This is a genomic window from Geothrix fermentans DSM 14018, assembly GCF_000428885.1.
Classification (GTDB): domain Bacteria; phylum Acidobacteriota; class Holophagae; order Holophagales; family Holophagaceae; genus Geothrix; species Geothrix fermentans.
Window position 1 is genome coordinate 1 of the sequence record NZ_KE386810.1, and the last position, 25,034, is coordinate 25,034.

Here is a 25,034-nt window from a genome sequence, read left to right on the forward strand (position 1 = left end):
TGGCCCCAGAGCGCCAGATCGAGGCTTGCCTTGGCGAGGTCGGCGCCGGCCCAGTGGACCGGGAGGGTTGGAGCGGATGTTCCTCGAGTCATGAGACCTCCCATTCCAGCGGGAAAGGCCTATGCTGCAAACGTGCGCGCCTGACCATTCTTGCGCATTCGGCTCGAAACCGAGGTTGTCACCGGTCCTACGGCGCGGCACGGGAGGAGGGATGGGCTGAACCTTTGTGACGGCGATTCTCTCAGCGCCTCAACACAAACCAGCACCATCCCTCCGTTTGCCACACTGCCTCCGCTGGAGAATCTCCCCATCGACTAGACAGGGGGCGAGGGAAACATACAAGGACACGAAGGTGCCCTTCCGGGCACGAAAGGGCGCGAATGGGTCTCGACCCACCGGCACATCCCTTTGCGGGCGGCGGGCATGGCGGCCCTTGGAAGCCGCCCGGGGCCGCCGCCCGCAAAGCCGGTCGCGCGACGCGCGCCCGGGGGCCGAAGGCCCGGATGTCCTGGGCCGGATGCCGGGCCTGCCTTCGTGGCCTTGACCTGTTCCTTCGTGTCCTTCGTGGAGGCTTTTGAAGCCCCCGATCAAGCTGAGGCCCTCCGCTCTGAGACCTAACCGCGCCGCCGGGCTACGATCTCCAGCACCATGGGCGTGATCATGAGGGTCCTGGGGTCCGCTTCGGCGGTCCGCAGGGCTTGGCGCACGCGCTGGGTCCAGGCTTCGTCCACGCGGCCCAGTTCCAGCAGCCGCTGGAGGTTGATCTCCACGAACTCCGAGGGCCACTTCCAGATGAAGTCCGTGGGCGGGACGACGAAGACCTTGGGCTCGAGGTGTGTCACGGTGAGGCCCGCGTCTTCCAGCAGCGCGGGCAGGGAGAGGGCGATGTCCGGCTCGCCGCCGGAGGCCCGCCAGCTGGCCATGACCTCCGAGACGAAGGCCTCCAGGGGCGGGCAGGGGGGCGCCAGGCGCCAGGTCCGGTAGTCCAGGTACTCGTGGAAGATGGCCGCCCCGCCGGGCTTCAGGGCCCGGGCCACGGCACCCGCCAGCTTCGCGGGATCCGACACGAAGGAGGCCACCCAGCGGCACCAGGCGGCGTCCATGTGCGCCACCTCCAGAGGGCCTGCCATGAGGTCCTGCTCATGGAAGCGGACGTTCGCGAGGCCGCGCGCCTCGCAGGCTCTCCGCGCATGTTCGAGGAAGTTCCCCGAGCGCTCGACGGCGTGGACCTCGCCCGTCGGGCCCACGACCTCCGCCAGATCCAGGGTGGCGTAGCCGGGGCCGGCGCCGACATCCAGGACCCGGGAGCCCACGGTGATCCCCGCCCGGCGCCAGCACTCCAGCACCTGGGGGCGCCAGACGCGGTGCTGCAGCCCCAACCGCTCGATCTCCTCCCGATGCGTCCCCAGGACATAGTCGCGCTCGCCCGATCCGGCCACCCCAGCCTCCATGCCTGTCATGACGCCAGTCTAGCTGAGAGACCGGGAATTCCCGGAAAGTGGACTTGCAGGATTGATTGATGGATTCGAAATAAATCGTCAATTTACAATTGATTTTGTGTCTCATGGGCGTAATTTGAACGGATCATTCCAACGCGCCTCAGCCATGGGGCCCACCCCGGAGCACGGACATGGCCACCGATTCGCGCCCCGTGGCGCTCGTCCCACCCCACCGCCTCTACACCGTCGCCGCCTGGGCGGTGGCGGCCGTCGTGGTGCTGGGTTTTGCGAAGACCTACTACCTCAAGGCTGTCTTCGGCACGCCCACCCTGTCTCCCCTGCTGCACCTGCACGGGCTGGTGATGAGCCTCTGGTTCGGCCTGTTCGTGGTGCAGACGCGGCTGGTGGCGGTCCGCCGGCTGGACCTGCACCGGCAGCTCGGCCTGCTCGGCGCCTTCCTCGCCGCGGCGGTGCTGGTGCTCGGCACGGTGACGGCCATCACCGCCGCGCGCCTGGGGCGCTCTCCGGGGCCGCCGCCCCTGATCTTCCTGGTGGTGCCCCTGGGCGATATGGTGGTGTTCGGCAGCCTGGTGGGCACGGGGCTCGGCCTCCGCGCCCGGGGGGACTACCACAAGCGGCTCATGCTGCTCTCCTGCGTGGGGATCCTCGCGGCGGCCATCGCGCGGATCCCCCTGGACGCCATCGCCAAGGCCGGTCCCCTGGCCTACTTCGGGCTGACGGACCTGGCGGTGATCGGCTGCGCCCTCTACGACCGTCGCCGCACGGGCCGCCTGCATCCCGCCTTCCTGTGGGGCGGGCTGTTCGTCATCCTATCGCACTGGCTGCGCCTGGCCCTGGCCGGCACGGGGCTCTGGATGGCCTTCGCCACCTGGGTGACGCGGTAGCTCAGCTTGCGTTGGGGTGCCGTTCCAGCAGCTGGCGGAGGGGCGCGTTGCGCTTCACGGCGTCTTGGCGGCGCAGGTGGGCGATGAGCTGGGGCGGCGTGGCGCTCCAGCGGCCCAGGTTCTGGATGAGCAGGGTGGAGACGTAGGTGCGCCGGCAGAGCAGGGCGGTGGCGTGGCCGTCCAGCGTGAGACCCACCAGGGTCGCGAGGCACCGGCCCTCCGTGGAGAGGATGAGCTCGGCCTTCTCCTCGCCGGTGCGCTGGGTGAAGCTGGCGCGCAGCAGGTCCCGGGCCATGGCCCGCACCTGTTCCGGAGCCTCGCGGGAGATGGCCACCAGGTACTGCTCCGCCAGGCGCCGGGAGGACCAGAGCCGGCGGTAGAGGCTGGCCGGGAGCAGGGGATTCTGGAGGAGGGCCCGGCGCACGCCGGCGTCATTCGTGAAGGCCGCGCGGCCGCCCAGGGCCTCCAGGCCCGCGCTGGTGCGGTGGTGGGCGGCGATGAGGCGCGCCTGGACCGGCCCCACCCGCGGGTTCTCCAGCAGGGCGCGGATCACCTCTGCCGCGGGGTCGAAGCAGTAGGCGCTCAGCTCCGGCTCGACGGCCAGCCGGGCCTGCGCCGCCCGCTCGTCCTCGGGCCGGGCGTGCAGCTGGTGCTCGAAGAGCTGGCGGTGGGTTGCGGCGCGGGCAGCCGCCGCGGGGGCGTCTGCCGCGGAGGCATCGGCTTCGTCTCCGGCATTCTCCGCCGGAGGCTCCGGAGCGGAAGGGTCCGGCTCCACCGCCCCCAGGGCCACCAGGTCCCTCAGCATCCCCTCCAGTTCCGGCTCCTCCAGGCCCGTCAGCGAGGCGAGGGCCGGAATGTCCAGGGTGCCGTCCAGCCGGGACAGCAGGAAGCCCTGGCGGGCGTCGAGGGGGAGGGAGGCGTGGCCCTCACTTTCCCGGGGGCGGGGTCTCCAGGTCATAGAACGAGCCTACGTGCATCCGGGGCCGGAGGCACCTGGAGAATCCCTCCTTCCACTGGGCTCAAGGGGAAGGAGATGCGGTGCCGCCCGCCGGAGCCCCGTCCTGGCGACCCACCAGCCAGGGCGCCCAGCGCTTGAAGGCGGGCGTCCAGTAGGACCAGTCGTGCCCGCCCGGGCTGAGTTCCAGGCGCATGGGCCGGTGCCGCTCCGCGCAGACCCGCGCGAAGGTGCGGCAAGCCTCCGCCAGGCCATGGCCATCCTTGGTGCCGCAGCCGACGATGAGCTCCGCGGACCCGCCGAGGTGTTTCCAAGGATTCCAGGGGGCGAAGGCCGCGGGGTCCCGCGGGAAGACCTTCACCAGGCTGCGGCGGATGAACCAGTTCAATCCTTCGAAGGGCGCCTCCACCAGGGCCGGGGAAAGGGCCAGGCAGCGGGAGAAGGCGCCGGTCCGGGCGGCGAGGTTGAGGGCGCCGAAGCCGCCCATGCTGAGCCCCGTGACGGCCCTGGCTTGAGGACTGCCTCCGAAGCCCGGATGCTTTGCCTCCAGCAGCGGGATCAGCTCCTCCATGAGAAACCGTTCGTAGGGGAAGCTGCCGTCGGCGCGATCTGCGTACCAGCTCCGGTAATGGGTCACCGCCACCCAGAGGCTGGGCGGGAGCCGCTCCTGGGCCTCCTGCTCCGAGAGGAACGCATCCAGGCCCTCCCGGAGGAAGTCCCTGGGCCCGTCGTAGGCCCCCGGCAGGAACAGGACCAGGGTCATGGACCCGGGATGGGTGGCGGTCCAGCGCTGCACCACCGCAGGGGCTGGCACATGGAGCGCCACGGGCACATCGCGATGGAGGCGTTCCGAATGGATGGTTTCCGGCGCGCGGCCAAGGCCCGGGAGCGCCAAGGCCAGGCTGAAGGCGAGGAACCACCGTCGCTTCACACCGCCTCCGAAGGGTTGCTTCCTTGGATGCCCTCTGCAAGCGGGGCGTGCCCGGGAAGGGCGGCGCCTATTCCTCCACCACGCCCTTCAGCCAGGCCTTGCCGCGTAGGCGCTCGACGCTGGTCTCGGGGAACAGCTCCAGAGGGCTCCTGCCTTCCAGACCCAGGCGGGGCACGGCGGCGCAGGCGAAGCCCAGGCGGGCGCCCTCCTGCAGGCGCAGGGGGAGCTGGGCCACGGGGCGCACCTCCCCGGTCAGGCCCACCTCGCCCATGAACAGGCCCTTCTCGGCCAGCAGGCGGCCGGTGGCACTGCTGCACAGGGCGGCGATGACCGCCAGGTCCGCGGCGGGATCCTCGATCTCCAGACCCCCGGCGACGTTCACGTAGACGTCCCGGTCGTGGAGCTGCACGCCGCCGCGCCGCTCGGCCACGGCGCAGAGCATGGAGAGGCGCTGCCCGTCGATGCCGAGGGCCGTGCGGCGGGGGATGCCCAGGCCCGCGGCGGCCACCAGCGCCTGGATCTCCACCACCATGGGCCGGGTGCCGCTGAGCACCACGGTGGCGGCGCAGCCGGGCCGGGGCTCGGCATCGAGGAAGAAGGGGTTGCCCTCGGCGGGCACCAGGCCCTTCTCGGTCATGGCGAAGACGCCCAGCTCGAAGGCGGCGCCGAAGCGGTTCTTGAGGGCCCGCAGCAGGCGGTGGTGGTGGTGCCGGTCGCCCTCGAAGGCCAGCACCGTGTCCACCAGGTGCTCCAGCACCTTGGGGCCGGCCAGGCCGCCATCCTTGGTGACGTGGCCCACCAACACCAGAGGCGTGCCCGTGGTCTTGGCCCAGCGGGTGAGCATGGCGGCGCAGCCGCGCACCTGGCTCACGCTGCCGGCGCTGCTCTCGAAGTCCGGATCGAAGAGGGTCTGGATGCTGTCCACCAGCAGCAGGCCCGGCTTCATGCGCTCGGCCTCCTCGATGATGCGGCGCACGTCCGTCTCCGCCAGCAGGTGGATGGCGGGGTTCTCGGCGCCCAGGCGCTGGGCCCGCAGCTTGATCTGGCGCTCGCTCTCCTCGCCGCTGGCGTAGAGGACCGTGCCTTCAGTGGTCGCGGCGGCCCACTGGAGCAGGAGGGTGGATTTGCCGATGCCGGGCTCGCCGCCCAGCAGGGCCACCATGCCCGGCACCACGCCGCCGCCCAGCACGCGGTCCAGCTCGCTCAGTCCCGTGGGGCTGCGCTGGGTGTCGGTGACTTCCACGTCGGGCAGGGCCACGGGGCCCGTGTAATGGCTCTGGGAGTAGGCCGACCCGGCGCGCTGGAGGTCCCGCTTCAGGGACCCGCGCACCTCCTGCACGGTGTCCCAGGCGCCGCAGGCCGTGCACTTGCCCAGGGCCTTGGGATGGCGGGCGCCGCAGGCGGTGCACTCGTAGAGCGGGCTGGTCTTGGCCATCAGTCGCGGATTTCCTTCCGGATGAAGGCCACCACGTCGTCGGTGTTGGTGCCCGGCTGGAAGATCTCGCGGATGCCCAGGGCCTTGAGGCCGGCAATGTCCTCATCGGGAATGATGCCGCCGGCGAAGACCAGCACATCCTCGGCGCCCTGCTCCTTCAGCAGCCGCATGACCTCGGGGAAGATCTGGTTGTGGGCGCCGCTGAGGATGCTCAGGCCCAGCACCCGTGCATCCTCCTGCACCACCGCCGCCGCGATCTGCTGGGGCGTCTGGCGCAGGCCGGTGTAGATCACCTCCATGCCCGCGTCCCGCAGGGCCCGGGCCACGACCTTGGCGCCGCGGTCGTGTCCATCCAGACCGGGCTTGGCGATGACGACGCGGATCGGCGCTTGGCTCATAGGAACTCCGGATGGATTACCAGTTCTCAGTCTGCCTCAGCGCCTCGTAAAGGCCAATGGCCGCGGCCTGGGCCAGGTTCAGGCTGCGGTGGTGGTCGCCCAGCATGGGGATGCGCACCAGTTGGTCCTTGTGGGCGGCCAGCAGGTCGTCGGGCAGGCCCACGGTCTCCCGGCCGAACACCAGGCCATCCCCGTAGGCCCAGGGGATCTGGGTATGGCGCTTGGCCCCCTTGGTGCTGAAGAACCAGAGGCGCATGGCGGGGTTCCGGGCCTGGAAGTCCTCCCAGCTCTCGTAGTGGGTGGGCTCCAGCTTCTCCCAGTAGTCCAGGCCCGCCCGGCGCAGGTAGTAGTCGCTGGTGTCGAAGCCCAGGGGATGGATCAGGTGGAGCTTCGCCCCGTTGTTCACGCAGAGGCGCCCGATGCTTCCGGTATTCTGCGGGATCTCGGGCTGGTGGAGAATGAGGTTGAACATGGGAGGTCCTGGATGAGCGAGTGCCTGTTCTGCAAGATCGCGCGGAAGGAGATCCCCGCAGCCCTAGTGTACGAAGATGACAGCCTGCTCGCCTTCAAAGACATCGCGCCCCAGGCGCCGGTGCACCTGCTGATCATCCCGAAGGCGCACTGCGAAGGCCTGGCGGACATGACGCCGGAGATCGCCGCGGCCGTGGGCGGCCTCCCCCGGGTGGCCGCCCGCCTCGCCCAGGAGCAGGGCGTGGCCGCCAGCGGCTGGCGGCTCCTGAGCAACTGCGGCCCGGATTCGGGGCAGAGCGTGTACCACCTCCACTTCCACCTCCTGGGCGGCAAGCCCCTGGGAGGCCGGCTCTGCCTGTAGAAGCCTGAACATAGCAGGCAGGCACCCCAGCCACACGGTCCAGCGGAAATGGGATTGTCCGGGGTCCCCATTGATGCCATGGTCTTGGGCCATGAAGCTCCAGAGGTGGCCCCATGGATGCACGGAACGGAAGTCCTGATGCCGCCGGGGCCTATCGGGGCACGGACTGCCTCATCCTGGGCATCGTCCTGGCCGTCATCACCTTCTGGCTCTTCGCCCAGACGACCTTGAACGTCGCGCCCGCCATGCGGTCCGAGCTGCGCATCTCCGAGGGGATGAGCAACCTGGCCGTCAGCATCACGGCCCTCTTCTCCGGGATCTTCATCGTGGTGGCGGGCGGCCTGGCCGACCGCCTGGGCCGCGTGCGGCTGACCTGCGCGGGTCTGGCCCTCAGCATCGCCGGCTCGGCGCTGATCGCCCTGTCGCCCGCGGGGACCGCGGCCTTCCTCATGGCCGGGCGCGTCATCCAGGGCATGTCCGCCGCCTGCATCATGCCGGCGACCCTGGCCCTGATGAAGGCGTACTTCGAGGGCAGGGACCGCCAGCGGGCCCTGAGCTACTGGTCCATCGGATCCTGGGGCGGCTCGGGCCTCTGCGCGCTCTTCGGCGGGCTGGTGGCCTCCACCCTGGGGTGGCGGTGGATCTTCTGGATGTCGATCCTGGTGGCCGCGGCCGCCTTCCTCAAGGTCGAGACCAGCGGCGCGAACAGCTTCGTGGACCTGCGGCTCTTCGACAACCGGACCTACACCGGCGCCACCCTGTCCAACTTCCTCCTCAACGGCGCGGCGGGAACGCTGCTCGTGGCCCTCTCGCTCGTCCAGCAGGAGGCCGGGCTCTCCTCCCTGCAATCCGGGCTGATGACCACCGGGTACCTGGTCGCCATCCTCTCGACCATCCGGGTGGGCGAGAAGCTCCTCCAGCGCTGGGGCCCCCGGAAGCCCATGCTGCTCGGCTGCTGGATCACCACGGCGGGCATCCTGCTGACGACCTCCACCTTCCTGCTGGCGCGCACCTACGTCGCCACGGCCTTCGTGGGGTTCACCCTGTTCGGCATCGGCCTGGGGCTCTATGCGACGCCGTCCACAGACGCCGCCCTGTCCAACGTGCCCCAGGACAAGGCCGGATCCGCCTCGGGCATCTACAAGATGGCCTCGTCCCTGGGCGCCGCCTTCGGCGTGGCCCTGTCCGCGGCGATCTTCACGGGCCTGGGCCGCTCCGAAGGGCTGGTGCCCATGGCCGGCCTCTTCATGGGCCGCACGGACAACCTCGAAGCCCGCTTCGCCGCCGGCATGGCCCTGATGTTCAACGCCTTCATGGTCCTCGTCGCCATCGTCGCCATCCTGTGGACCGTCCCGAAGCGGGAGGCGGCCCCGTCGGGACTTTGATACGACCTCTAAGGCTCCGGTCCCCCGGAGGCCCGGTCGGGGTGCGGAGGCGGGCGGCCTACTTCAGCGCGGCAAGGAGCGTCTCGACGGGCAGGCGCTTCCTGTAGTCCGCGTCCACGTGCGAGAGGAGGACCGTCCCGTCGGGGCCGATGAGGTAGGTGCCCGGAATGGGCAGCTCGTGGCGCGTGTCTCCGTTGTGTTTCTCCAGATCGATGCCGAACTGCCTGTAGATCGGGACCACCTCATCCGGGACCTGGAACACCAACCCATATTCCCGTGCGACCTTGCCACCCACGTCGCTCAGGACGGGAAAGGTGAGCGCGTCCTTTTCCGCTGTCGAAAGGGTGTATTCAGGGATCTGGGGCGAGACGGCCACCAGTTCGGCCCCTTTTGCCCGGATCTCCGCCAGGTGGGCCTGGTAGCTCCTGAGCTGGAGGTTGCAGTAGGGGCACCAGCCACCCCGGTAGAAAGTGAGGATGACGGGCCCTTTCTTCAAGAGGCCGGACAGACGGACGACCTGGCCCTTGGCATCGGGCAACGTGAAGTCAGGGGCCTTCTGGCCCCGGTGGACGGCCCGTTCGGCTTGGCCTGACCTCATGAGGTCTTCGGTGGCCTTGGCGAGGACCGCCTTGGGGTCGGTGGCCTGAGCCCCGAGGGGGGCCGCGAGGATGGCCAGGGTCAAGGCAAGAAGGGGGATACGGGTCGAGCGCATGGGCATCTCCGGGTGAAGGGACTGCGCTTTGGTGTCGGGTGCCCCGTCCCTGTGACAGGCGATTGGGGATCAGGTCCAGTGAAATGGCGCGGGATCCGGCGATTCCGATTCGATGGAACGGACCGGGGACGGAATTCATCCATCCAGATACCGGCCCGCTGGGGGCCCACCGGATGGCAGCGGGTGACCTGAGGTCCCCGATCGACTCCGGGACGCCCCCTTCTCCGGGTCCACCGTTCCACCCAGGCCCCCCCCCGGGGGCTTATCCGCGGCGGATGCCGCATGGAGGTTTCATGATCAGCAAGATGACCCAGCTCGCCACGCTGTTCGCAGCCGGCTCTGTCCTGGCGGCCACCGCCACTCCGCTCGGGGCGAGCCCTTTGCGCACCGCGGCGGCCGCCGGCACCACCGCCGCCTTCGAGGCGTCGGGCTCCTGCGGCGCCGGCTCCTGCGGCGGCAAGGCCGAGAAGAAAGACGAGAAGAAGCCGGCCGACGCCAAGAAGGCCAAGAAGGCGAAGGCTGAGAAGGACGGCTCCTGCGGCGCCGGTTCCTGCGGGGGCAAGGCCGACAAGAAGGACGAGAAGAAGGCCGAAGAGGCCGAGAAGAAGTAGCCGTTCCATTCCGTGCCCGGGGGGCCACCCGGCTCCCCGGAGTTTCCAGGGGGAGGACCGCCATGTCTCCTGCCGTTCCGGATGCCGAAGAGGGGGAAGGGGCCGTGGCCGGGTCCTATTTCTCCGTCCAGATGCACCTGCTGCACGAGTGCAACCTGAAGTGCGCCCACTGCTACGACGCGCACCATCCGGCCCTCGGCATGCCGTCCACCACCGAGATCAAGCGGCGGCTGGACGCCATCTACGCCTTCGGGGCGGCCGAAGGGGTCGTCCCCGACATGCACCTGTCCGGGGGCGAGCCCACAGTGCGGAAGGACCTCGTGGAGATCGTGGACCACATCTTCGGTCCCAAGGGGGGAGACGCCCTCCTGTTCACCAACGGGACGCGATGGACGAAGCGCCTGGCCGCGGACCTCTACCTGGCCGGGCTCCGCTTCGTCCAGGTCAGCCTCGAAGGGCCGAGGGCGTTCACGGACGGCATCCGGGGAGCGGGCGTCTACGACCGGGCCATGGACACGCTCGGCATGCTCCGGGGCATGGGGTTCCGCCTCACGGTGAGTACCACGGTCACGGCCCTGAACTACCCCGTTCTCCAGGCCTTCGTGGAGGAACTCGACCCCCTGGGGATCCACTTCCATCTCCGCGAGGTCTTCCCCGTGGGAGCTGGCGCGGACCTCCTCCAGATCACCGCCGACCAGAGGCGGGCCTTCTCGCGCTGGGCGATCGCCTACGACGGGGCCTCCAGCATCGGAATCGAGGACCCGGTCCACTGTTCGGTGGACCCCCGCTACGCCGCGGACCGGCGGGGCTGCGTGGCGGCCCGGAACCACTTCGCCGTGGACGTGGACGGCTCGATCTTCCCCTGCCGGGTGCTGGCCCACCGGGTGGGCCACGTGAACTACCTGCGGGCGGCCTGGTACCACCCGGACATGGTCCGCATCCGGAACCGTGAGTTCACCGGACAGTGCGGACGCTGCGAGCTGAAGGCGAATTGCGGCGGCTGCCGGGTCCACGCCCGCCTGAACGGCGACCTCTTCGGCGAGGACACGAGGTGCTTCGCCCAGGAACAGGGACTGATCGGAGCGGAGGCGTCATGAGCGGCAAGGGCCTTTTCGGCGTGGGGCTGGGGCTCCGGCGCCCCCACATCCTGGAAGCCGCGGAGCGGGCGGACCTGCCCGTCCCCTTCTGGGAGGTCGCGCCCGAGAACATCATCGGAGAGGGCGGGAGGATCCACCGGGCCGCCATGGAGGTGCTGGCGCGCGATCCCGCCCTCAGCCACGGCCTGAGCCTTTCGCCGGGAGGGTACGACGGTTGGGACCTGGACTACCTCCGGGACCTGGGGGCCTTCCTCCAGGACATCCGGGCCCCCTGGCACTCCGAGCACCTCTGCTTCACCGTCGCGGGCGGCGTGAACACCCACGAGCTGCTGCCCATCCCCTTCACCCGGGCCGCGGCGGCGCATACGGTCCAGCGGGTGCGCGCGCTCCAGGACGCGCTGCCCGTTCCGCTCATCCTCGAGAACATCACCTACTACGCGGAGCTGGGCGCCGCCGAGATGGAGGAGGCGGACTTCATCACGGCGGTCCTGGAAGGCGCCGATTGCGGCTGGCTGCTGGACGTGAGCAACGTCTACGTGAACAGCCTCAACTTCGGGTTCGATCCCAGGGCCTGGATCGCGCGGATGCCGCTGGAGCGGGTCCGCCAGATCCACGTGGGGGGCTATGAACAGTCCGGCGAGGTGGTCATCGACACCCACGGCGCCACCATCTCTGATCCCGTGATCGCCCTGCTGCAGTGGACCCTGGCGCGGCTCGGGAGGAACGTCCCGGTCCTTCTGGAGCGGGACCACCAGCTGCCGGACCTGGACGTCCTCCTTGTGGAACGGACGAAGCTGCAGGACGCCTGTGACGAGGCCCTCCTTTCCGCTGGCACAGGGGGCTCCCATGCCTAGTGCGGTCCCCACCCAGGAACAGCGGCTCCAGGCTGCCTTGCTGGATCTCCTGCTGGAACCGGAGGCGGGCGTGGCCTTCGATGCGGACGCGGCGGGATTCGGGCGGGAGCGCGGCATCCTCCCCCCCCACGATGCCGCCCTGAATCGGTTCAAGGACCGCCTCCAGATCTACCGGAACGCGGCCAGGAACGACGTCCAGGACCTCCTGGAGACCTTCTTCCCCGTCACCGGGGCCCTGCTGGGGGCGCCCGCCTGGGAATCCTGCGTCTCGGAGTTCATCGCCAGCCGCGGCATCACGACCCCCTACTTCCGAGACATCATCCCCGGGTTCGTCGGCTGGCTGTCCACCTCGGGCTGGGGCCATGCGCCATGGCCCACCCTGCTGGCCGTGGCGCACTTCGAGCTGCTCGAGTTCCTGGTGGAGCGATGGCCCGATGCCCCCCGGCCGTCCGGGCTGGCGGCCCATCCGGCCCCGGGTGACCGGATCGTGCTGGACCCGGCGACCCGGATCGTCCAGTACGCCTGCGCCGCCCACCGCGCCACGATCGAACGGCCGCTGCCCGAGCCGGAGCCGGCCCACCTGCTGGCCTTCCGGGACGAAGAAGGGGCATTCCAGGCGCTCGAGCTCACGGCGGCCACCGCGGCCCTCCTGGTGATGGGGCAGGAAACCCCCCTCGAAGAGGCCGCCGCAGCGCTGCACCTCGACGGCCTGTCCGAGGCTCTGGCCCTCCTCCAGGACCTGTACGACCAGGGGGCCCTCTGGGGCTTCGAGCGGGCCAGGGCCTGACGCCGGGAGATGGGCAATCTCCTGGACGGGATTCCCTGGAACGGATCCTCCGTGAGGCACACCCCAGTCCCCATGCATCGCGCAGCGCCGCCAGGGCCGTTCGACTGGCCTCCGGCGGCCCTTCCAAGGAGATCGACCATGCGTCTGCCCGCCCTCTTCCTGTCCGCCCTCGTGCTCCTCTCGCCCTTGGCCGCAGGAACCAAGACCTTCGTGCCCGACACGAACCACTCCCTCTTCGGGTTCCGGGCCTCGACCCTCCTCTTCGAGGTTCCGGGGCGGTTCCAGAAGTACAAGCTGGACATCGCGGGCGATCCAGCGGACCTGTCCACCGTCAGCATCCGGGTTGAACTCGAGGCGAGGTCCATCAACACCGAGAACAAGATGCGGGACGACCATCTTCGTACCGCTGATTTCTTCGATGTCGCCCGGTATCCGAAGATCGTCTTCACATCCCGGAAGGCCTGGCGCGAGGGGGACAAGGTCCAGGTCCAGGGCCTCCTGACCATCCGCGGGATCGAGAAGCCCCTCCAGATCACCTTCACGGAAGCCACCGGCCTCAATGGGGCGGGGACCCAGACCTGGTCCTACAAGGCGACCCTGCCCATCAACCGGAAGGATTACGGGATCGGCGCCGACAGCGTGGCCGCGAAGATCAGCCTGAAGGATGACGTCGAGCTGAACCTGCTCCTCGTGGGGTTCTTCCATGATGCGCCGGCGGCGCCCGCCGCGAAGGCCGCCAGGAAGAAGTGATCGCATCGGACGCGGCCCGGGCCTGGGAGTTCTGGGCTTCAGGGATTGAACGGCGAAGCTTCCTGGAAGGTCCATCGGGGACTCCCTTCAGCGGGAGGTGTCGAGGACCAGCGTTCCAGATGGAACTCCAGGAAGCGTCCCGTGCCTCCGGTGCGGCCTTCAAGGTCTTCGGCGCCCCATAGGACGCGGGCGGTGCCGGACAGGTGGAGCAGGATTCCCGTGGTGAACGAGGGTATGAGGATGCCCATGCGGGCGTCCACGGCCAGGTTGCCGAAGGACTGGAAGAAGCTGTTGCCAGGGTAATCCGGCAGGCGCAAGGTGGTGCCGTCCAGCACCTCCAGGAAGCCCGGCTTGCCTCCTCGGTGGGAAGCGTCCGCACCCCGCTCCGGGTGCAGGGTGGCCAGGAAAAGGGTATCCGCCGCCTGGATCCAGGCTCGTTCCTCATCTCCGAGGGCTCGGCCCCGCCGGGGTTCGAGACCTGTGGCGGGCGCTTCCTGCACGCCGAGGAATGTACGCTTCTGGATGAACTTCGGGCAGTTGGGGAAGGACTCCCGCACAGCGAGCTGGAGCCTGTCCCTGGAGACGTCATCCACCTTGCCGTTGACCCGTAGCCTCTTTCGGCTGGCCAAGTCGATGAACAACCCACCCAGGGCCCCCCCGGGGGCAAGCGTGGCGAACAGCGGATTGGCCGGATGCACGGGGGCGCGGCGCAGATCGAAACGCACCGTCGCGCCGTCGGGATCCGGGTCGATGAACCCGCTTTCGCCGACCAAGGCCGAACACCACAACGCCCCTTCGGCATCGAGACCACCGAGAATGGCCCAGGGTTGTTTCGCCACGAAGGGCAAGGCCTGAGGCATGATCCACGGGGTGATCAGACGGCTGTTGAGGATGGCGTTGTGGCTCTCGCCCGCACGGTGCTGGACCGCGAGTTCGCCCTCGTGGAAGGCACTGGGGTCAGACATGGGGCCTCCGCATTCGAAAATTCATCCACCCGGCGGATCAGATCCGCCGGGTAGGAGCCTAGAAAGTGACGAGGGAATAGCCCTTGGCCAGGTAGTCGCCCAGACTGATGACGCCGTTGGTACCCGGAATCTTCAAGTCGCGGCCCACGGGGAGGCCAGTGGCCTCGACGTCGCTGGCGGAGCCGAACACATCCGCGCAGCCACCGCACACGCCCACCACCTTGTCCTGTACGGCGCGGAAAAGGGGGGCGGCAGGGTGATCGGCCTTGACGAGCTCGGTGGCCCAGCGGATGCCGGTCCCCTGGAAGATGAGGGCGACCTCCTCCTTGCGCTCCTTCAGGTCGTAGGTGAGGAACAGCGCGTTGAAGAGGCGTCCCAGGGCCTCCTCTGATCCTGCCTTGGGATCGGAGAAGAGGACGATGGCGGTCTTGCTCATGGTGAGGCTCCTCGTCTAGACCGAACGATCGGTCTAGACAAGGCTACGCCTTCCCCCGCTTGGGTCAACCTTTTTTAGACCGATCGTTCGGTGTATGGTCTGCCTATGGATGGAGAACGGTCGACTCGCGAAGGGCTTTTGGCGCCATTGCTTGAGGCATTCCGAACCTATGGGTTCGATGGAGTCTCCCTGAGCCGCCTCTCCAAGGAGACCGGGCTGGGGAAGGCGAGCCTCTACCACCACTTTCCGGGCGGCAAAGGAGAGATGGCCATGGCGGTCATGGCCCTCTCGAGCGCCTGGCTGGAGACGGAGGTTTTCAGCGTCCTCGAAGGCGCGGGCGACCCGGCCGCGCGCCTGGACCAGGTGTTGGAAGCCTTCCAGAGCTTCTACCAACGGGGGGGGAAGTCCTGTCTCCTGGATGTCATGCCCATCGGCGGTGGTCCAGACGTCCGGGCCATGGTGAAGGCCCTGATGCAGCGCTTGATCGCCGGATTCGAGCGGCTGGCCCTGGACGCAGGGATGGAACCCACGGAGGCGGTGTCCCGCGCGGAGTTGGCCCTCGTCTGCCTCCAAGGCAGCCTGGTGGTGTCGCGGGGACTGGGAGACGCCGCCCCCTTCCGCCATCAGATCGAATCACTGCGAAAGGGATTCCTCTCCGCCGAGGGCAACGGGAGGGCACCCAGGGAGTCCGGGCATTTCAGGCCCGGCTCGGGCCGGCGCGGCGGTTCCTGAGCCACGCCCGGGGGGAGGCGCCCACAAGGTCCCGGAAGGCGCGGGAGAGGGCCGTGGGACTGCCGTAACCCACCTCGAAGGCGGCCACCTTCAGGGGGACCCCGCGTACCAGGCGCTCCTGGGTCATGGCGATCCGGAGGCCCGCCAGATGCTCCCCCGGCGTCATGCCGAGCGTGTCCTTGAACAGCTTGGCGAAGCCGCTTCTCGACAGGCCCGCGGCGGCGGCCAGGTCATCCAGGGTCCAGCCGCGGGCAGGCTCCGCATGCATGGTCGTGATGGCCTTCCGGAGCTGAGGGTGCGCCAGGCCGGCCAGCAGGCCGGGCTCGGTCTGGCCCGCTGCCAGCGCCTGTCGGAGGAAGTGCACGAACACCACCTCGGACAGTCTGTCGATGACGGCCTGCCGCCCTTCAGCGGTCCCGAAGGCCTCCTGGAAGAGCAGCTCGGCCAGGGGACCGACCGCTGTGATGTCCAGCTGCATCATCTCCGGCAGCGCCATGGCGAGCTGGCGGCCGACGCCGCTTCCGAAGGTGAGGCTTGTGCAGACCACGTCCAGTCCAGGAGGCCCCTCGGGAACCAGGTAGTGGGGAAGGCCCTGCGGATAGAAGAGCAGGCAGGGGCCCTGGATCCGCAGGGAAGGGCGTCCATCCTGATAGCGGATCTCGCCCCGACCCTGGCGCACGAGGTGGAGATCCCCCTGGCCCTTGGGCTGGTCGAACCCGGCGACTGCGCACAGATTCCCGGCGAAGAAAGTCCGGGCCCGGAGGTGGACATGCTCGAACAGGGGCTGGAGGGTGTCACCGGCCATGCTGGACTCCGCGTCTGCTCATTCGGACTCCCGGTCACCTTCGAATGGGCCCGGGGTGCCACATTCAGACGATGCGCCGAGGCCTGCTCCATGCCCGGCCAGGCTGGACGGGCCCGTCCGAACGCCGCTCTCCTCCATCTTCTCATCGAAAGGAAACCGAATGCTGTCCGAATACAAGCTGACGCTGGCACCGAAGACCATCGAGAACGCCGATCCCAAGGCCCGCCCATTCCTGGAGAAGGCGCAGGCGCAGATGGGATTCGTGCCGAACATGTATCTGGGCATGGCCAATGCGCCGGGCCTGCTCGACACCTACCTGCATGGCTACGCGCTGTTCCGCCAGGGTTCCGGTTTCTCCGCCGTGGAGCAGGAGGTCGTGTTCCTCGTGATCAGCCGCCAGAACGGCTGCGAGTATTGCATGGCCGCGCACAGCCTCGTGGCGGATGCGATGTCCAAGGTCCCCGTGGAGGTCACGGATGCCATCCGTGACGGCCGGGCGATCCCCGATGCCAAGCTCGCCGCCCTGGCCGCCTTCGTGGCCGTGATGGTCGAGCGTCGTGGCCTACCCCGGCGCGCCGAGGTCGAGGCCTTCCTCGGCGCCGGCTATACGGAGCGCCAGATTCTCGAGGTGGTCCTGGCCCTGGCCGTGAAGACGATCAGCAACTATTCGAACCACCTGCTGCACACTCCCGTGGATGCGGCGTTCGCCGGGCGCGCCTGGAAGGGGTGACGCGGGCGGACCTGCCCAAGCGAAGGCCGAGGAACTAGAGGAAAGGAGCCGGGCGCGCCCGGCTCCTTCCATAACTGAGGCCCGGATGGGCCACCCCGGCATCCCCGGACCACTCAGCTTGGTGGAATCTCCTGGGCCTGGCGGGCCACGACCCGCTTCAGGTGATCGACCACCAGCGCGATCCGCGGAAGGCGGAGCCGGCCCCTGGGGCTCAGCACCCAGACTGGGACAGGATCGAACGCCCAGGAGGGCAGGGCTCGCTCAAGCTGGCCGGTCCGTTCCGCGTGCCTCACCTCGCTCGCTGGCCGGGCGCCGATCCCGTATCCCGCATAAAGCATGTCCCGCTGAAGCCGTGAGTCACTGCATTCGAAGGATCCGCCGATGAAAGCCTCGCAGCGGCATCCCTGACGGTCGGAGAGGACCCATACCCGCTCTGGCTCGCCTCCCAGCTTCCGGATACAGCGGTGGCGGGCCAGATCCGCTGGAGCCTTCGGACGCCCGAGCGTGTCCAAGTAGGCCGGGGTGGCTGCCAGGACGATGGGGATGGCCCCCAGGCGTGTGGCCACGAAAGAGCTGTCCTGGAGGGGGCCCACCTGCATCAGCAGATCGAATCCGCCTGCCAGGAGGTCCGCTCCTTCATCCATCACGGTCACCTGGAGGTTGAGCCCTGGAGCCGACTGCATCAGCTGTGAAAGCTCGGCGCCGAGTCCGAGCCCCACCACCGCGGACCGGACCACCATCCGGACCCGCCCCTCCCGGGCGCGGATGGACGCGACCGATGACTCGCAGCGGTCCGCAGCCTCCAGAAGGGCCTCCGCCGAGGCGAGGAAGCGCTCCCCTTCCTCGGTGAGCCGGAAGGTCCGGGTGGTGCGGATCGCCAGGCGCACACCCAGATCCTGCTCCAGCGCCGCAAGCCGCTGGCTGATCCGGTTCTTGCTGTCGCGCATGGCTCGGGCCGCCGCGCTGATGCCGCCGGAGGCCACCACTTGGCGGAAGAGCCTCACATCGTCCAGGGAATTGATCGCCATGCAGGATTGTACTTATTTTTAGTACAGTTCACACATAATCGCACGACTTATCGCGACAATCGTGATGCCCCACCTTTGGATCTGCGCCGTGTGGCGCAAGCCATCCATGAGGCAAACCATGACTGCTCCCCGTCAACCAGGGCTCCAGGCGCCGCCGGTCGGCCCCCTCCAGATCGAGCTCAGGTTCCTGCTGCACCTTCCGGCCGAGGAGGTCTTCGACCTCGTCGCCTTCCGCCTCCCCGAGTGGTTCGGGGAGATCCACGCCGTCGCCTGGGACCATGCACGATCCACCGCAGGCCCAGGACGGGCCGGCACATGCTCCGAGCGGGTGTGCCGCCTCGGAAGCAAGTCCCTGCGCGAGGAGATCATGAGCTTCGAGGCGGGGCGCCGGTACACCTATCGTGCCGACATGGCCCGGTCGGACATGAAGATGCCCCTGAGCGACCATCTCGGTTCCTTCGAGATCGAGACCACGGGCGATGGCAGCCGGGTCATCTGGCGGCAGCACTTCCGGCCGCGCTGGTTCATGCCCGGGTTCCTCCTCCGATGGCAGATGCGGGACCGGATGATGCGCCCTGCGGTCGACGCCTTGATCGCCCGGCATGGCGGGAAGTGGCTGGCGATCCGTCCCGCCGGGGCCTGAATGGCATCTCCGGGCATCCAGAGGGGAACGTCACAGTTGACAGAATATGCATATACATTAACTTGGTCCCATGGCCTCCCGGAAAGCTACCCCCGCACAGGTCCCGCATACCGCCGTCAGGGGGCCCAAGCAGATGCCCTGCTATTGCGCCTCCCTGCGGCAGGCCACCCGAGTCATCACGCAGATCTATGACGGCGCCCTCCGCCCGGCGGGACTCACCAGCACCCAGTTCAACCTGCTTGAGGCCGTGGAACTCGCTCCGGAGGCCCGGACCGGGGAGATCGCCCTGGCCCTGGCCATGGACTCCACCACGGTGACCAGATCATTAAGGTTGATCGAGGAGGCCGGACTGATCCGGCCCATCGGTGTCGAGGACCGCCGCGAGCGCAGGTGGAGCCTCACCGCCCGGGGGAGGGCGAGGCTCACCCAGGCCAGGCCCCTCTGGCAATCGGCCCAGGACCGGGTCGAGCAGGCCCTCGGGTCCGCGGACGCGGCCCGCCTTCAGGCATTGGGGTTCAAGCTGGTGCTGAACGTGGGAACCTGAATTTTTTTGGAACGAAAAATGTATATGCATCTATCTAACCCCATGGCCGAACCGATTCATTCCGATCCCCAGCCGAGGAGGCGACCTTGACCCATCCATCCATGCTTGTCGCGAACGCCAACGGGAAGATCGGCTTCCATTCAGCCCTGCTCCTGGCCCATGAAGGATTCAAGATCAGGGCGCTCGTCGGCCATCCTTCGGGACGGAGCCGCATCCTTGAGCAGGCGGGCGTGGAGGTCCTGGTGGGGTCTCTGGAGGATGTCGCCTTCCTCGACCGGGCCTTCGACGGGATCCAGCGCGCGTTCTTCTGCACCCCCTGGTCTCCGAGGGCCCTCAGCGTCAGCGCCCTGTTCGCCGCGATGGCCCAGGAACACCGGCTCGAGGTGGTGGTGACGCTGAGCCAGTGGCTCGCGGATCCCGCGAACCCCTCGAGCCACACCCGGGACACCTGGCTCGCGGACCGGGTCTTCTCCTGGATGCCGGATGTTGGGGCTGTGATCGTGAATCCGGGCTTCTTCGCTGACAACTACTTGGCAGGGATCGAGCCCATCGCCCAGTTCGGGATGTTCCTGATGCCCCTCGGCGAAGGGCTGAACGCTCCGCCCTCGAACGAGGATATTGCGCGGGTCGTGGCCGGAATCCTCCGGAACCCGAGGCCCCACCTGGGAAAGACCTACCGGCCCACGGGCCCGGCGCTTCTCTCGCCGCATGACCTCGCCAGTGTCTTCGCGAAGGTGCTCGAACGGCGGGTGATCTACAAGGATGTGCCGTGGTACCTGCTGGCGAAAGTCGGGAAGGCCATCGGCCTGCCGGCTTATCAGCTTGAGCAGCTTCGCTGGTACGTGAGGGAATATCAGCAGAACGCCTTCGCAGTCGGAGGCCCCACCGATGCGGTGGAGACCATCGGGGGCCGCCCTCCCGAGGACTTCGAGACCATCCTCCGCCGCCATATTCTCCAGTCCCCCTACGTGCGGCGAACTCCGTCGTCCATGCTCCGGGCCATGGCGGGTCTGGCCCGGGCCATGCTGACGCCCCTGGTGGATCTGGAGGGTCAGGCCCGCGTCCTTCAGCTTCCGACCTTGCCGGAGGCGCCCTTGGCGGTCCAATCTCCCCGGTGGCTGCGGGGCCATGGACCATCGGCGAAGGTGGCGGCGGAGGTTCCCCCGGCTCTGGAACGGAGACAGGCATGATGCCGGCGATCAGCCCCCTTTCCCCTCCGGCAGCCTCTCCGCTGGTCACCTACGGCATCGGCGGGCTGGCTGTGGGGATGGCGCTCGCGATGAGCGGCCTGGCCTCGTGGATCTCCAGGCGCTCCGGGATCCGGTTGGGAATCGCGGTCGCCCTGGTCATGGCCGCGCAGTTCGGGCTGGCACACTCCGGCGTCCTCCAGGCCTGGTCGAAGGTCCCGCCCCCCTTCATGCTGATGCTCGTCCCCACCCTGGTCCTGACCACCCGGCTGGCGTTCTCGGGCCTGGGAACCTCCCTCGCCCGGAGGCTCCCCTGGGCCATGCTGATCGGGCTCCAGGCCTTCAGGCTGCCGCTGGAGCTGCTGATGCACCGCGCGGTCCGCGAAGGCGTGATGCCGGTCCAGTTGTCCTACTCAGGCTGGAATTTCGACATCCTTACGGGGGCCAGCGCCCTGGTCGTGGCGTTCCTCTCCCTCAAGGGAAAGGTGGGCCGGCCTCTCGTCACCGCCTGGAACCTGATGGGCTCCCTCTTTCTGGCCACCGTGGTCGGGATCGCCCTGGTCTCCATGCCCATCCTGCAGGCCTTCGGGCCGGATCGGATGAACACCTGGATCACCTTCCCGCCGTTCGTCTGGCTGCCCGGCGTCCTGGTGCCCACGGCGCTCTTCCTGCATCTGGTGGCGTGGCGGAAGCTCCGGATCCCTCCCGGAGGTGAAGGGACGGCAGGGACCGATCGAAGCCCGGGCCACCCAGGAAAGGGGATGAAGCGATGAACCTGGTCGGATCGGATCGGGCCGGAGCCATCGCTGTGGAGGCCCTGCGGGAGGCCTGCCTGAGCGCGGGTGCGGACGACGCGGGGTTCGCCACCATCGACAGCCCCCAGCTCGGCGGGGAAGGGCGGGAGATCCTGAATCGCTTCCCCTTCGCCCGCACGCTCATCAGCCTGGTGTTCAAGCTGAACCGGGAGAACATCCGCACGCCCCACCGCTCCATCGCCAACCTGGAGTTCCATCAGACGACGGAGCGCGCCAACGAGACCGCCCGGCACCTCGTCCGGCATCTGGAAAGCCAGGGCTTCCGGGCGGTCAATCCCGCTGCGGGATTCCCGATGGAGATGGAGGCCTGGCCGGGGCGCCTTTGGACGGTCTCCCACAAGCCTGTGGCCGTGGCGGCGGGCATGGGGCGGATGGGGCTGAACCGTCTGGTACTCCATCCGGTGCACGGCGCCTTCATCACCCTGGCGACGATCGTCACCGATGCTCTCGTGGCTGAGTACGGCCGTTCCCTGGACCATGATCCCTGCCTGGAATGCAAACTCTGCGTCGCGGCGTGCCCGACGGGAGCCATCTCCGGGGATGGCGCCTTCGATTTCAGCGCCTGCTACACCCACAACTACCGCGAGTTCATGGGCGGTTTCGTGGATTGGGCCGAGACAGTGGCCACCAGCGGGAGCGCCCGCAAGCTCCGGGCAAAGATCAGCGATGCTGAATCGGTCTCGATGTGGCAGAGCCTTTCCTTCGGCCCCAACTACAAGGCGGCCTACTGCATGTCCGTCTGTCCGGCGGGTGAGGATGTGATCGGCGCGTACCGGGACCATCGAGGCGAGTTCGTGAAGGAGGTGGTGAAGCCGCTCACGGAGAAAGTGGAGACGCTGTACGTCATCAAGGGCTCGGATGCCGAGCGGCACGCGGCCAAGCGGTTCCCGCACAAGCGGCGGAAGACGGTGCGGAACACCCTGCGTCCAAACTCGATCCAGAGCTTCCTGACGGGGCTTCCCCGGACTTTTCAGCGAGGTGCTTCCGAAGGCCTCGCGGCCGTCTACCACTTCGAGTTCCGTGGAGAGGAGACCGAACGGGCCACCGTCACCATCTCGGGCGGAAAGCTGGACGTGAAACCGGGGCTCGTGGGCCGTCCGGACCTGGTACTGCGGGCTGATTCGAAAACCTGGATCCGGTTCCTCGCCAAGGAGATCTGGCTCCCTTGGGCCCTGCTGCGAGGCGGGATCCGCCTCCAGGGCGACCCGAGGCTGCTGGTGGCCTTCGGCCGGTGCTTCCCCGGGTGATCTCTCTCGGGCCTACCCCGCCGCAGGCCCTTCCGCCCCTGTATTCCCTTGGAGGATGAGCCATGATTCCTGGAAATCTCCGATCTGTCGTCCTTGATCAGGCCACACCCGGAAGGCTGAAACACATCCGACCCGTGGGACGGAAGGAAGCCCGGGGGCTGGTCTCCCTGGTGTATCGGCAAGTCGAAGCCGAGTACCAGCTCGTTCCGCCCTTGACGCTCCACTCCGCCGTGCCCGAGCTCATGGCCGCGGTTTGGGGCGTCACACGCGAATCCTTCCTGGCCGGGGACACGAGCCGGGTGGCCCGGGAGGCTGTGGCGGCAGCCGTGTCCAGCCGAAACGCATGCCCATTCTGCGTGGAGGCGCATGCCATGAGCCTTCATGGGGCGGGAAGGCACGATCTGGCCGATGCGCTGGCCTCCGGGCGTCCGGTGTCCGACCCTGCCCTCCAGCCACTCCTCCAATGGGCGGCGGCCACCCGCGATCCCGGTTCACCCCTGCTCAAAGCGCTGCCCTGCGAACCTTCGGACCGGCCCCGCTTCATCGGGACCGCCCTTCTGTTCCACTACATCAACCGCATGGTGCACGTCTTCCTGGGAGATTCACCCCTTCCCGGGCTTCCGGGAATGGGTCTGGCGCGAGACGCGGTCCGGAGAGCCGCAGGGAAGCTGTTCATGAGCGGCCTGGCATCCCGGCCTGTGAAGCCAGGCCTGGCCGAAGGGCTCCGGCTCCCGGTGCGCCAGGATGGGCCCGGACCGGAAGCCATCGCCTGGGCTGCGGGTGATCCTCATGTCCACCGGGCCTGGTGGAATTTCCACCGGATCGCGCTGGGCCTGGGCGAGCGCCATGTGCCGGTCCAGACCCGGATCCTGATCGCCGACGCGCTGGAGGCGTGGACCGGAGGGGATATGGGGCTCAGCCGGGGATGGGCCTTCGAGGCCACGCGCAGCCTGCCGCAGGAGCAGCAGCCCCTCGCCCGGTTCGCCCTGCTGGTGGCGCTGGCCTCATATCAGGTCGATGACCAGGTGGTCCGGGATTTCCTTGCCGTTGAAGGCGCTGGACAGCGGCTGGTCCCGGCGGCGGCATGGGCAAGCGCCATGGCTACCTTCCGAATCGCCAGATGGCTTTCTCATCATCCGGAGGAGGGTTTCCCGGGGGGAATTTAGGGCTCGTAACAAAACCCCACGGCCGCATCGTCGTGTTGTCTTGTGAGCTCTTAGGCAGAGACCATTCATCATAAGTGGTGATGATAGTTACCAGATTAGTGCCGATTGTGGGAGAGTCGCCTGGATGCCAGATTGATCGCATCAGGCTTCCCACGGGGATACCATGCGATTCTCCACACCGGCGGCGGTCTTTGCTTCTCCGCCGGATACAGATGCCATTCCCATCGTGGACCTCCATTTCGGGAGCTGGAGGCTTGTTCTAGAACGGAAGCCGCTGTCCCGGAAGGGGCTGGCGCGCGCGTATTCCCGGGTGGCCCCTCGCTGGGACCGCATGCTCTCGCGGATCGGCTTCGAGGCGGGCTACCGGGCCTTGCTGCGCGCACATCGCATCAAAGGCGAGCGGGTGCTTGAGGCGGGTGCAGGCACGGGCGCGTTCGCCGCGGCACTGGCCGCGCTATGGGGACCGTGCTTCGCGGTGGATGGGGCCGATATCTCGGAAGCCATGTTGCGCAGGGCCGTGGAGCGATGGCATGGCCTCGGGTTGAATGCTTCGGGAAGGCTCACGGATATCCGCGCACTGCCCTTTCCGGATCAGACCTTCGATCTCGTGTTGGCAGGGCATGTTCTCGAGCACCTCTCCGACCCGAAAGAAGCCATTCTGGAACTTTGGCGAGTGCTCCGGCCCGGAGGCGTTCTGGTGGCGGTTGTCACGCGGAAGAGCCCACTCGGCCGGTACATTCAATGGCGTTGGCGCGTTCGCTGTTTCGATGCCGACGACTTGAGATCGCTATTCTCCTTCGGGGATGAAGTCGAGGTCGTCCCACTCCCAGGCCCCATGCTTTGTGGGTGGATGAGCCTGGCATGCCTGGTGCGGCGGCTCTGAGCGGCACCTTTCCCCTACCCCGTACCCGCATAGGCTGAGGGCGCCGGCCCCAGTACAAGGCGTGCTGGGGCAACGGAAGCGCAGGTTCCTCCCCGCACAGGAGGGAAGCCAAAAAACATTTGGAACGATCGTTTCATAATCATCACCCCAGTCCCTGCGCCTCCGTCATGGCGCTGGGAGGGATCATGACCCGCTTCACCATCCACACCCTCGAATCGGCTCCCGAGGGTTCCAGGGACATCCTGGAAAAGGCCAGGAAAGGCATGGGCTTCCTGCCGAACCTGTACGGCATCCTGGCCGAGTCGCCCGCCGCCCTCAGGGCCTACACCTCGTTCGCGGAAGTCCTTCAGGGCACGGATTTCACCCTGGCGGAGCGCAACCTGATCTGGCTCACCGTGTCGAGGGCGAACGGCTGCGCCTACTGCGTGGCCGCCCACTCGGCCGCGTCGGCCATGGGCAAGGTGCCGGAGGCGGACATCCAGGCCATCCGGGACGGCCTTCCGCTGGTGGATCCCAGGCTCCAGGCCCTCCGCCACTTCACGGAAGTTCTGGTCGAGCGCCAGGGCAGGGCGCCCGAATCCGAGGTCGAGGCCTTCCGCGCGGCGGGGTACAGCCCGCGCCAGATCATCGAGGTCGTGGCGTTCGTCTCCCACAAGACCCTCAGCAACTACCTGAACCACCTCGCGGAAACGCCGCTGGACGCGGCCTTCGCCCCCCTGGCCTGGACCGGCGCGGTCCGGGCCTGATTCCCCCAACCCCTTC

At 68.2% G+C, this 25,034-nt stretch carries 29 protein-coding genes and 1 pseudogene; 19 read left to right on the forward strand and 11 right to left on the reverse strand.

Annotation, left to right across the window (positions count from 1 at the left end; genetic code table 11):
- Positions 1 to 614: 614 nt before the first annotated feature.
- A complete protein-coding gene (locus G398_RS17745) occupies positions 615 to 1,439 on the reverse strand; it encodes a class I SAM-dependent methyltransferase (RefSeq protein WP_052571812.1) in 825 nt (274 codons plus the stop codon).
- Between the two features lie 191 nt (positions 1,440 to 1,630).
- Between G398_RS17745 and G398_RS17750 the strand changes: the two genes are divergently transcribed.
- The gene (locus G398_RS17750) at positions 1,631 to 2,344 is read left to right on the forward strand and encodes a hypothetical protein (protein ID WP_052571813.1); all 714 of its coding nucleotides are present in this window, start codon (positions 1,631 to 1,633) and stop codon (positions 2,342 to 2,344) included.
- A 1-nt stretch (position 2,345) separates the two neighbouring features.
- Here G398_RS17750 and G398_RS0110455 read toward each other — a convergent pair whose 3' ends face one another.
- From G398_RS0110455 to G398_RS0110475, 5 genes are all read right to left on the reverse strand, one after another.
- Positions 2,346 to 3,302 (reverse strand): hypothetical protein, encoded by a 957-nt coding sequence (locus tag G398_RS0110455; protein WP_026853548.1) that lies wholly within the window; start codon positions 3,300 to 3,302, stop codon positions 2,346 to 2,348.
- A gap of 61 nt (positions 3,303 to 3,363) precedes the next feature.
- Positions 3,364 to 4,230 (reverse strand): alpha/beta hydrolase, encoded by an 867-nt coding sequence (locus tag G398_RS0110460; RefSeq protein ID WP_026853549.1) that lies wholly within the window; start codon positions 4,228 to 4,230, stop codon positions 3,364 to 3,366.
- A gap of 67 nt (positions 4,231 to 4,297) precedes the next feature.
- Complete coding sequence (gene radA, locus G398_RS0110465) at positions 4,298 to 5,665, reverse strand: DNA repair protein RadA (RefSeq protein ID WP_026853550.1); 1,368 nt, start codon at positions 5,663 to 5,665, stop codon at positions 4,298 to 4,300.
- Positions 5,665 to 6,063 carry a cobalamin B12-binding domain-containing protein gene (locus tag G398_RS0110470; protein WP_026853551.1) on the reverse strand — a complete coding sequence of 133 codons (399 nt, stop codon included), beginning with the start codon at positions 6,061 to 6,063 and terminating at the stop codon, positions 5,665 to 5,667. The genes radA and G398_RS0110470 overlap by 1 nt, the downstream gene beginning before the upstream one ends.
- A 16-nt stretch (positions 6,064 to 6,079) precedes the next feature.
- A complete protein-coding gene (locus G398_RS0110475) occupies positions 6,080 to 6,535 on the reverse strand; it encodes a tRNA (cytidine(34)-2'-O)-methyltransferase (RefSeq protein WP_026853552.1) in 456 nt (151 codons plus the stop codon).
- A 12-nt stretch (positions 6,536 to 6,547) separates the two neighbouring features.
- Between G398_RS0110475 and G398_RS0110480 the strand changes: the two genes are divergently transcribed.
- Positions 6,548 to 6,895, forward strand: a complete 348-nt coding sequence (locus G398_RS0110480) for a histidine triad nucleotide-binding protein (RefSeq protein ID WP_026853553.1) — start codon at positions 6,548 to 6,550, stop codon at positions 6,893 to 6,895.
- A 113-nt stretch (positions 6,896 to 7,008) separates the two neighbouring features.
- Positions 7,009 to 8,280, forward strand: a complete 1,272-nt coding sequence (locus tag G398_RS0110485) for an MFS transporter (RefSeq protein ID WP_026853554.1) — start codon at positions 7,009 to 7,011, stop codon at positions 8,278 to 8,280.
- Positions 8,281 to 8,338: 58 nt separating this feature from the next.
- On the opposite strand, the gene G398_RS0110490 is transcribed toward G398_RS0110485, so the two are convergent.
- Positions 8,339 to 8,992: a peroxiredoxin-like family protein gene (locus tag G398_RS0110490; RefSeq protein WP_043484825.1), complete on the reverse strand. Its 654-nt coding sequence runs from the start codon at positions 8,990 to 8,992 to the stop codon at positions 8,339 to 8,341.
- Between the two features lie 293 nt (positions 8,993 to 9,285).
- On the opposite strand from G398_RS0110490, the gene G398_RS19735 reads away from it, so the two are divergent.
- The 5 genes from G398_RS19735 to G398_RS17765 all read left to right on the forward strand — a co-directional run bounded on the left by G398_RS19735 (position 9,286) and on the right by G398_RS17765 (position 13,091).
- Positions 9,286 to 9,603, forward strand: a complete 318-nt coding sequence (locus G398_RS19735; RefSeq protein ID WP_052571814.1) for a hypothetical protein — start codon at positions 9,286 to 9,288, stop codon at positions 9,601 to 9,603.
- Between the two features lie 62 nt (positions 9,604 to 9,665).
- The gene (locus G398_RS0110500) at positions 9,666 to 10,700 is read left to right on the forward strand and encodes a radical SAM/SPASM domain-containing protein (RefSeq protein ID WP_026853556.1); all 1,035 of its coding nucleotides are present in this window, start codon (positions 9,666 to 9,668) and stop codon (positions 10,698 to 10,700) included.
- Positions 10,697 to 11,554 carry an MbnB/TglH/ChrH family RiPP precursor modification enzyme gene (locus G398_RS17760; protein WP_043484826.1) on the forward strand — a complete coding sequence of 286 codons (858 nt, stop codon included), beginning with the start codon at positions 10,697 to 10,699 and terminating at the stop codon, positions 11,552 to 11,554. The genes G398_RS0110500 and G398_RS17760 overlap by 4 nt, the downstream gene beginning before the upstream one ends.
- On the forward strand, positions 11,547 to 12,341 hold the full coding sequence (locus G398_RS0110510; RefSeq protein WP_084512467.1) for an HvfC/BufC family peptide modification chaperone: 795 nt from the start codon (positions 11,547 to 11,549) through the stop codon (positions 12,339 to 12,341). The genes G398_RS17760 and G398_RS0110510 overlap by 8 nt, the downstream gene beginning before the upstream one ends.
- A 138-nt stretch (positions 12,342 to 12,479) precedes the next feature.
- The gene (locus G398_RS17765) at positions 12,480 to 13,091 is read left to right on the forward strand and encodes a YceI family protein (RefSeq protein ID WP_052571815.1); all 612 of its coding nucleotides are present in this window, start codon (positions 12,480 to 12,482) and stop codon (positions 13,089 to 13,091) included.
- Between the two features lie 38 nt (positions 13,092 to 13,129).
- On the opposite strand, the gene G398_RS0110520 is transcribed toward G398_RS17765, so the two are convergent.
- Both G398_RS0110520 and G398_RS0110525 read right to left on the reverse strand, forming a co-directional pair.
- Complete coding sequence (locus G398_RS0110520) at positions 13,130 to 14,056, reverse strand: pyridoxamine 5'-phosphate oxidase family protein (protein WP_026853558.1); 927 nt, start codon at positions 14,054 to 14,056, stop codon at positions 13,130 to 13,132.
- Positions 14,057 to 14,114: 58 nt separating this feature from the next.
- Entirely contained in the window at positions 14,115 to 14,492 is a 378-nt protein-coding gene (locus G398_RS0110525) for a DsrE family protein (RefSeq protein WP_026853559.1), read from the reverse strand.
- Positions 14,493 to 14,597: 105 nt separating this feature from the next.
- On the opposite strand from G398_RS0110525, the pseudogene G398_RS22170 reads away from it, so the two are divergent.
- Together G398_RS22170 and G398_RS17770 are read left to right on the forward strand one after the other, a co-directional pair.
- Positions 14,598 to 14,747: pseudogene (locus G398_RS22170) on the forward strand (TetR/AcrR family transcriptional regulator); the annotation flags it as partial.
- 9 nt (positions 14,748 to 14,756) lie between these two features.
- Positions 14,757 to 15,224 carry a hypothetical protein gene (locus tag G398_RS17770; protein ID WP_245576301.1) on the forward strand — a complete coding sequence of 156 codons (468 nt, stop codon included), beginning with the start codon at positions 14,757 to 14,759 and terminating at the stop codon, positions 15,222 to 15,224.
- On the opposite strand, the gene G398_RS17775 is transcribed toward G398_RS17770, so the two are convergent.
- Positions 15,190 to 16,029, reverse strand: a complete 840-nt coding sequence (locus G398_RS17775) for an AraC family transcriptional regulator (RefSeq protein ID WP_043484830.1) — start codon at positions 16,027 to 16,029, stop codon at positions 15,190 to 15,192. The two genes, G398_RS17770 and G398_RS17775, sit on opposite strands and share 35 nt — an antisense overlap.
- A 160-nt stretch (positions 16,030 to 16,189) precedes the next feature.
- Here G398_RS17775 and G398_RS0110540 point away from each other — a divergent pair, with 160 nt between their 5' ends.
- Entirely contained in the window at positions 16,190 to 16,759 is a 570-nt protein-coding gene (locus G398_RS0110540; protein ID WP_026853560.1) for a carboxymuconolactone decarboxylase family protein, read from the forward strand.
- 113 nt (positions 16,760 to 16,872) lie between these two features.
- Here the strand turns inward: G398_RS0110540 and G398_RS19740 are convergent, their stop codons facing one another.
- Positions 16,873 to 17,787, reverse strand: coding sequence for a LysR family transcriptional regulator (locus G398_RS19740; protein ID WP_052571817.1), 915 nt, complete (start codon positions 17,785 to 17,787; stop codon positions 16,873 to 16,875).
- Positions 17,788 to 17,905: 118 nt separating this feature from the next.
- On the opposite strand from G398_RS19740, the gene G398_RS0110555 reads away from it, so the two are divergent.
- From G398_RS0110555 to G398_RS0110590, 8 genes are all read left to right on the forward strand, one after another.
- Positions 17,906 to 18,430, forward strand: coding sequence for an SRPBCC family protein (locus G398_RS0110555; protein WP_026853561.1), 525 nt, complete (start codon positions 17,906 to 17,908; stop codon positions 18,428 to 18,430).
- A gap of 133 nt (positions 18,431 to 18,563) precedes the next feature.
- Complete coding sequence (locus G398_RS17785; RefSeq protein WP_043485034.1) at positions 18,564 to 18,974, forward strand: MarR family winged helix-turn-helix transcriptional regulator; 411 nt, start codon at positions 18,564 to 18,566, stop codon at positions 18,972 to 18,974.
- Positions 18,975 to 19,060: 86 nt separating this feature from the next.
- Positions 19,061 to 20,164, forward strand: a complete 1,104-nt coding sequence (locus G398_RS17790) for an NmrA family NAD(P)-binding protein (protein WP_052571819.1) — start codon at positions 19,061 to 19,063, stop codon at positions 20,162 to 20,164.
- Positions 20,161 to 20,934, forward strand: a complete 774-nt coding sequence (locus G398_RS0110570) for a hypothetical protein (RefSeq protein WP_026853562.1) — start codon at positions 20,161 to 20,163, stop codon at positions 20,932 to 20,934. The genes G398_RS17790 and G398_RS0110570 overlap by 4 nt, the downstream gene beginning before the upstream one ends.
- On the forward strand, positions 20,931 to 22,223 hold the full coding sequence (locus tag G398_RS17795) for an SCP2 sterol-binding domain-containing protein (protein WP_052571820.1): 1,293 nt from the start codon (positions 20,931 to 20,933) through the stop codon (positions 22,221 to 22,223). The genes G398_RS0110570 and G398_RS17795 overlap by 4 nt, the downstream gene beginning before the upstream one ends.
- 242 nt (positions 22,224 to 22,465) lie before the next feature.
- Positions 22,466 to 23,389: a carboxymuconolactone decarboxylase family protein gene (locus tag G398_RS17800; RefSeq protein WP_245576307.1), complete on the forward strand. Its 924-nt coding sequence runs from the start codon at positions 22,466 to 22,468 to the stop codon at positions 23,387 to 23,389.
- A 163-nt stretch (positions 23,390 to 23,552) separates the two neighbouring features.
- Positions 23,553 to 24,272 carry a class I SAM-dependent methyltransferase gene (locus G398_RS19745; RefSeq protein ID WP_084512480.1) on the forward strand — a complete coding sequence of 240 codons (720 nt, stop codon included), beginning with the start codon at positions 23,553 to 23,555 and terminating at the stop codon, positions 24,270 to 24,272.
- Between the two features lie 185 nt (positions 24,273 to 24,457).
- Positions 24,458 to 25,018, forward strand: a complete 561-nt coding sequence (locus G398_RS0110590) for a carboxymuconolactone decarboxylase family protein (RefSeq protein ID WP_043484834.1) — start codon at positions 24,458 to 24,460, stop codon at positions 25,016 to 25,018.
- Positions 25,019 to 25,034: the final 16 nt, after the last annotated feature.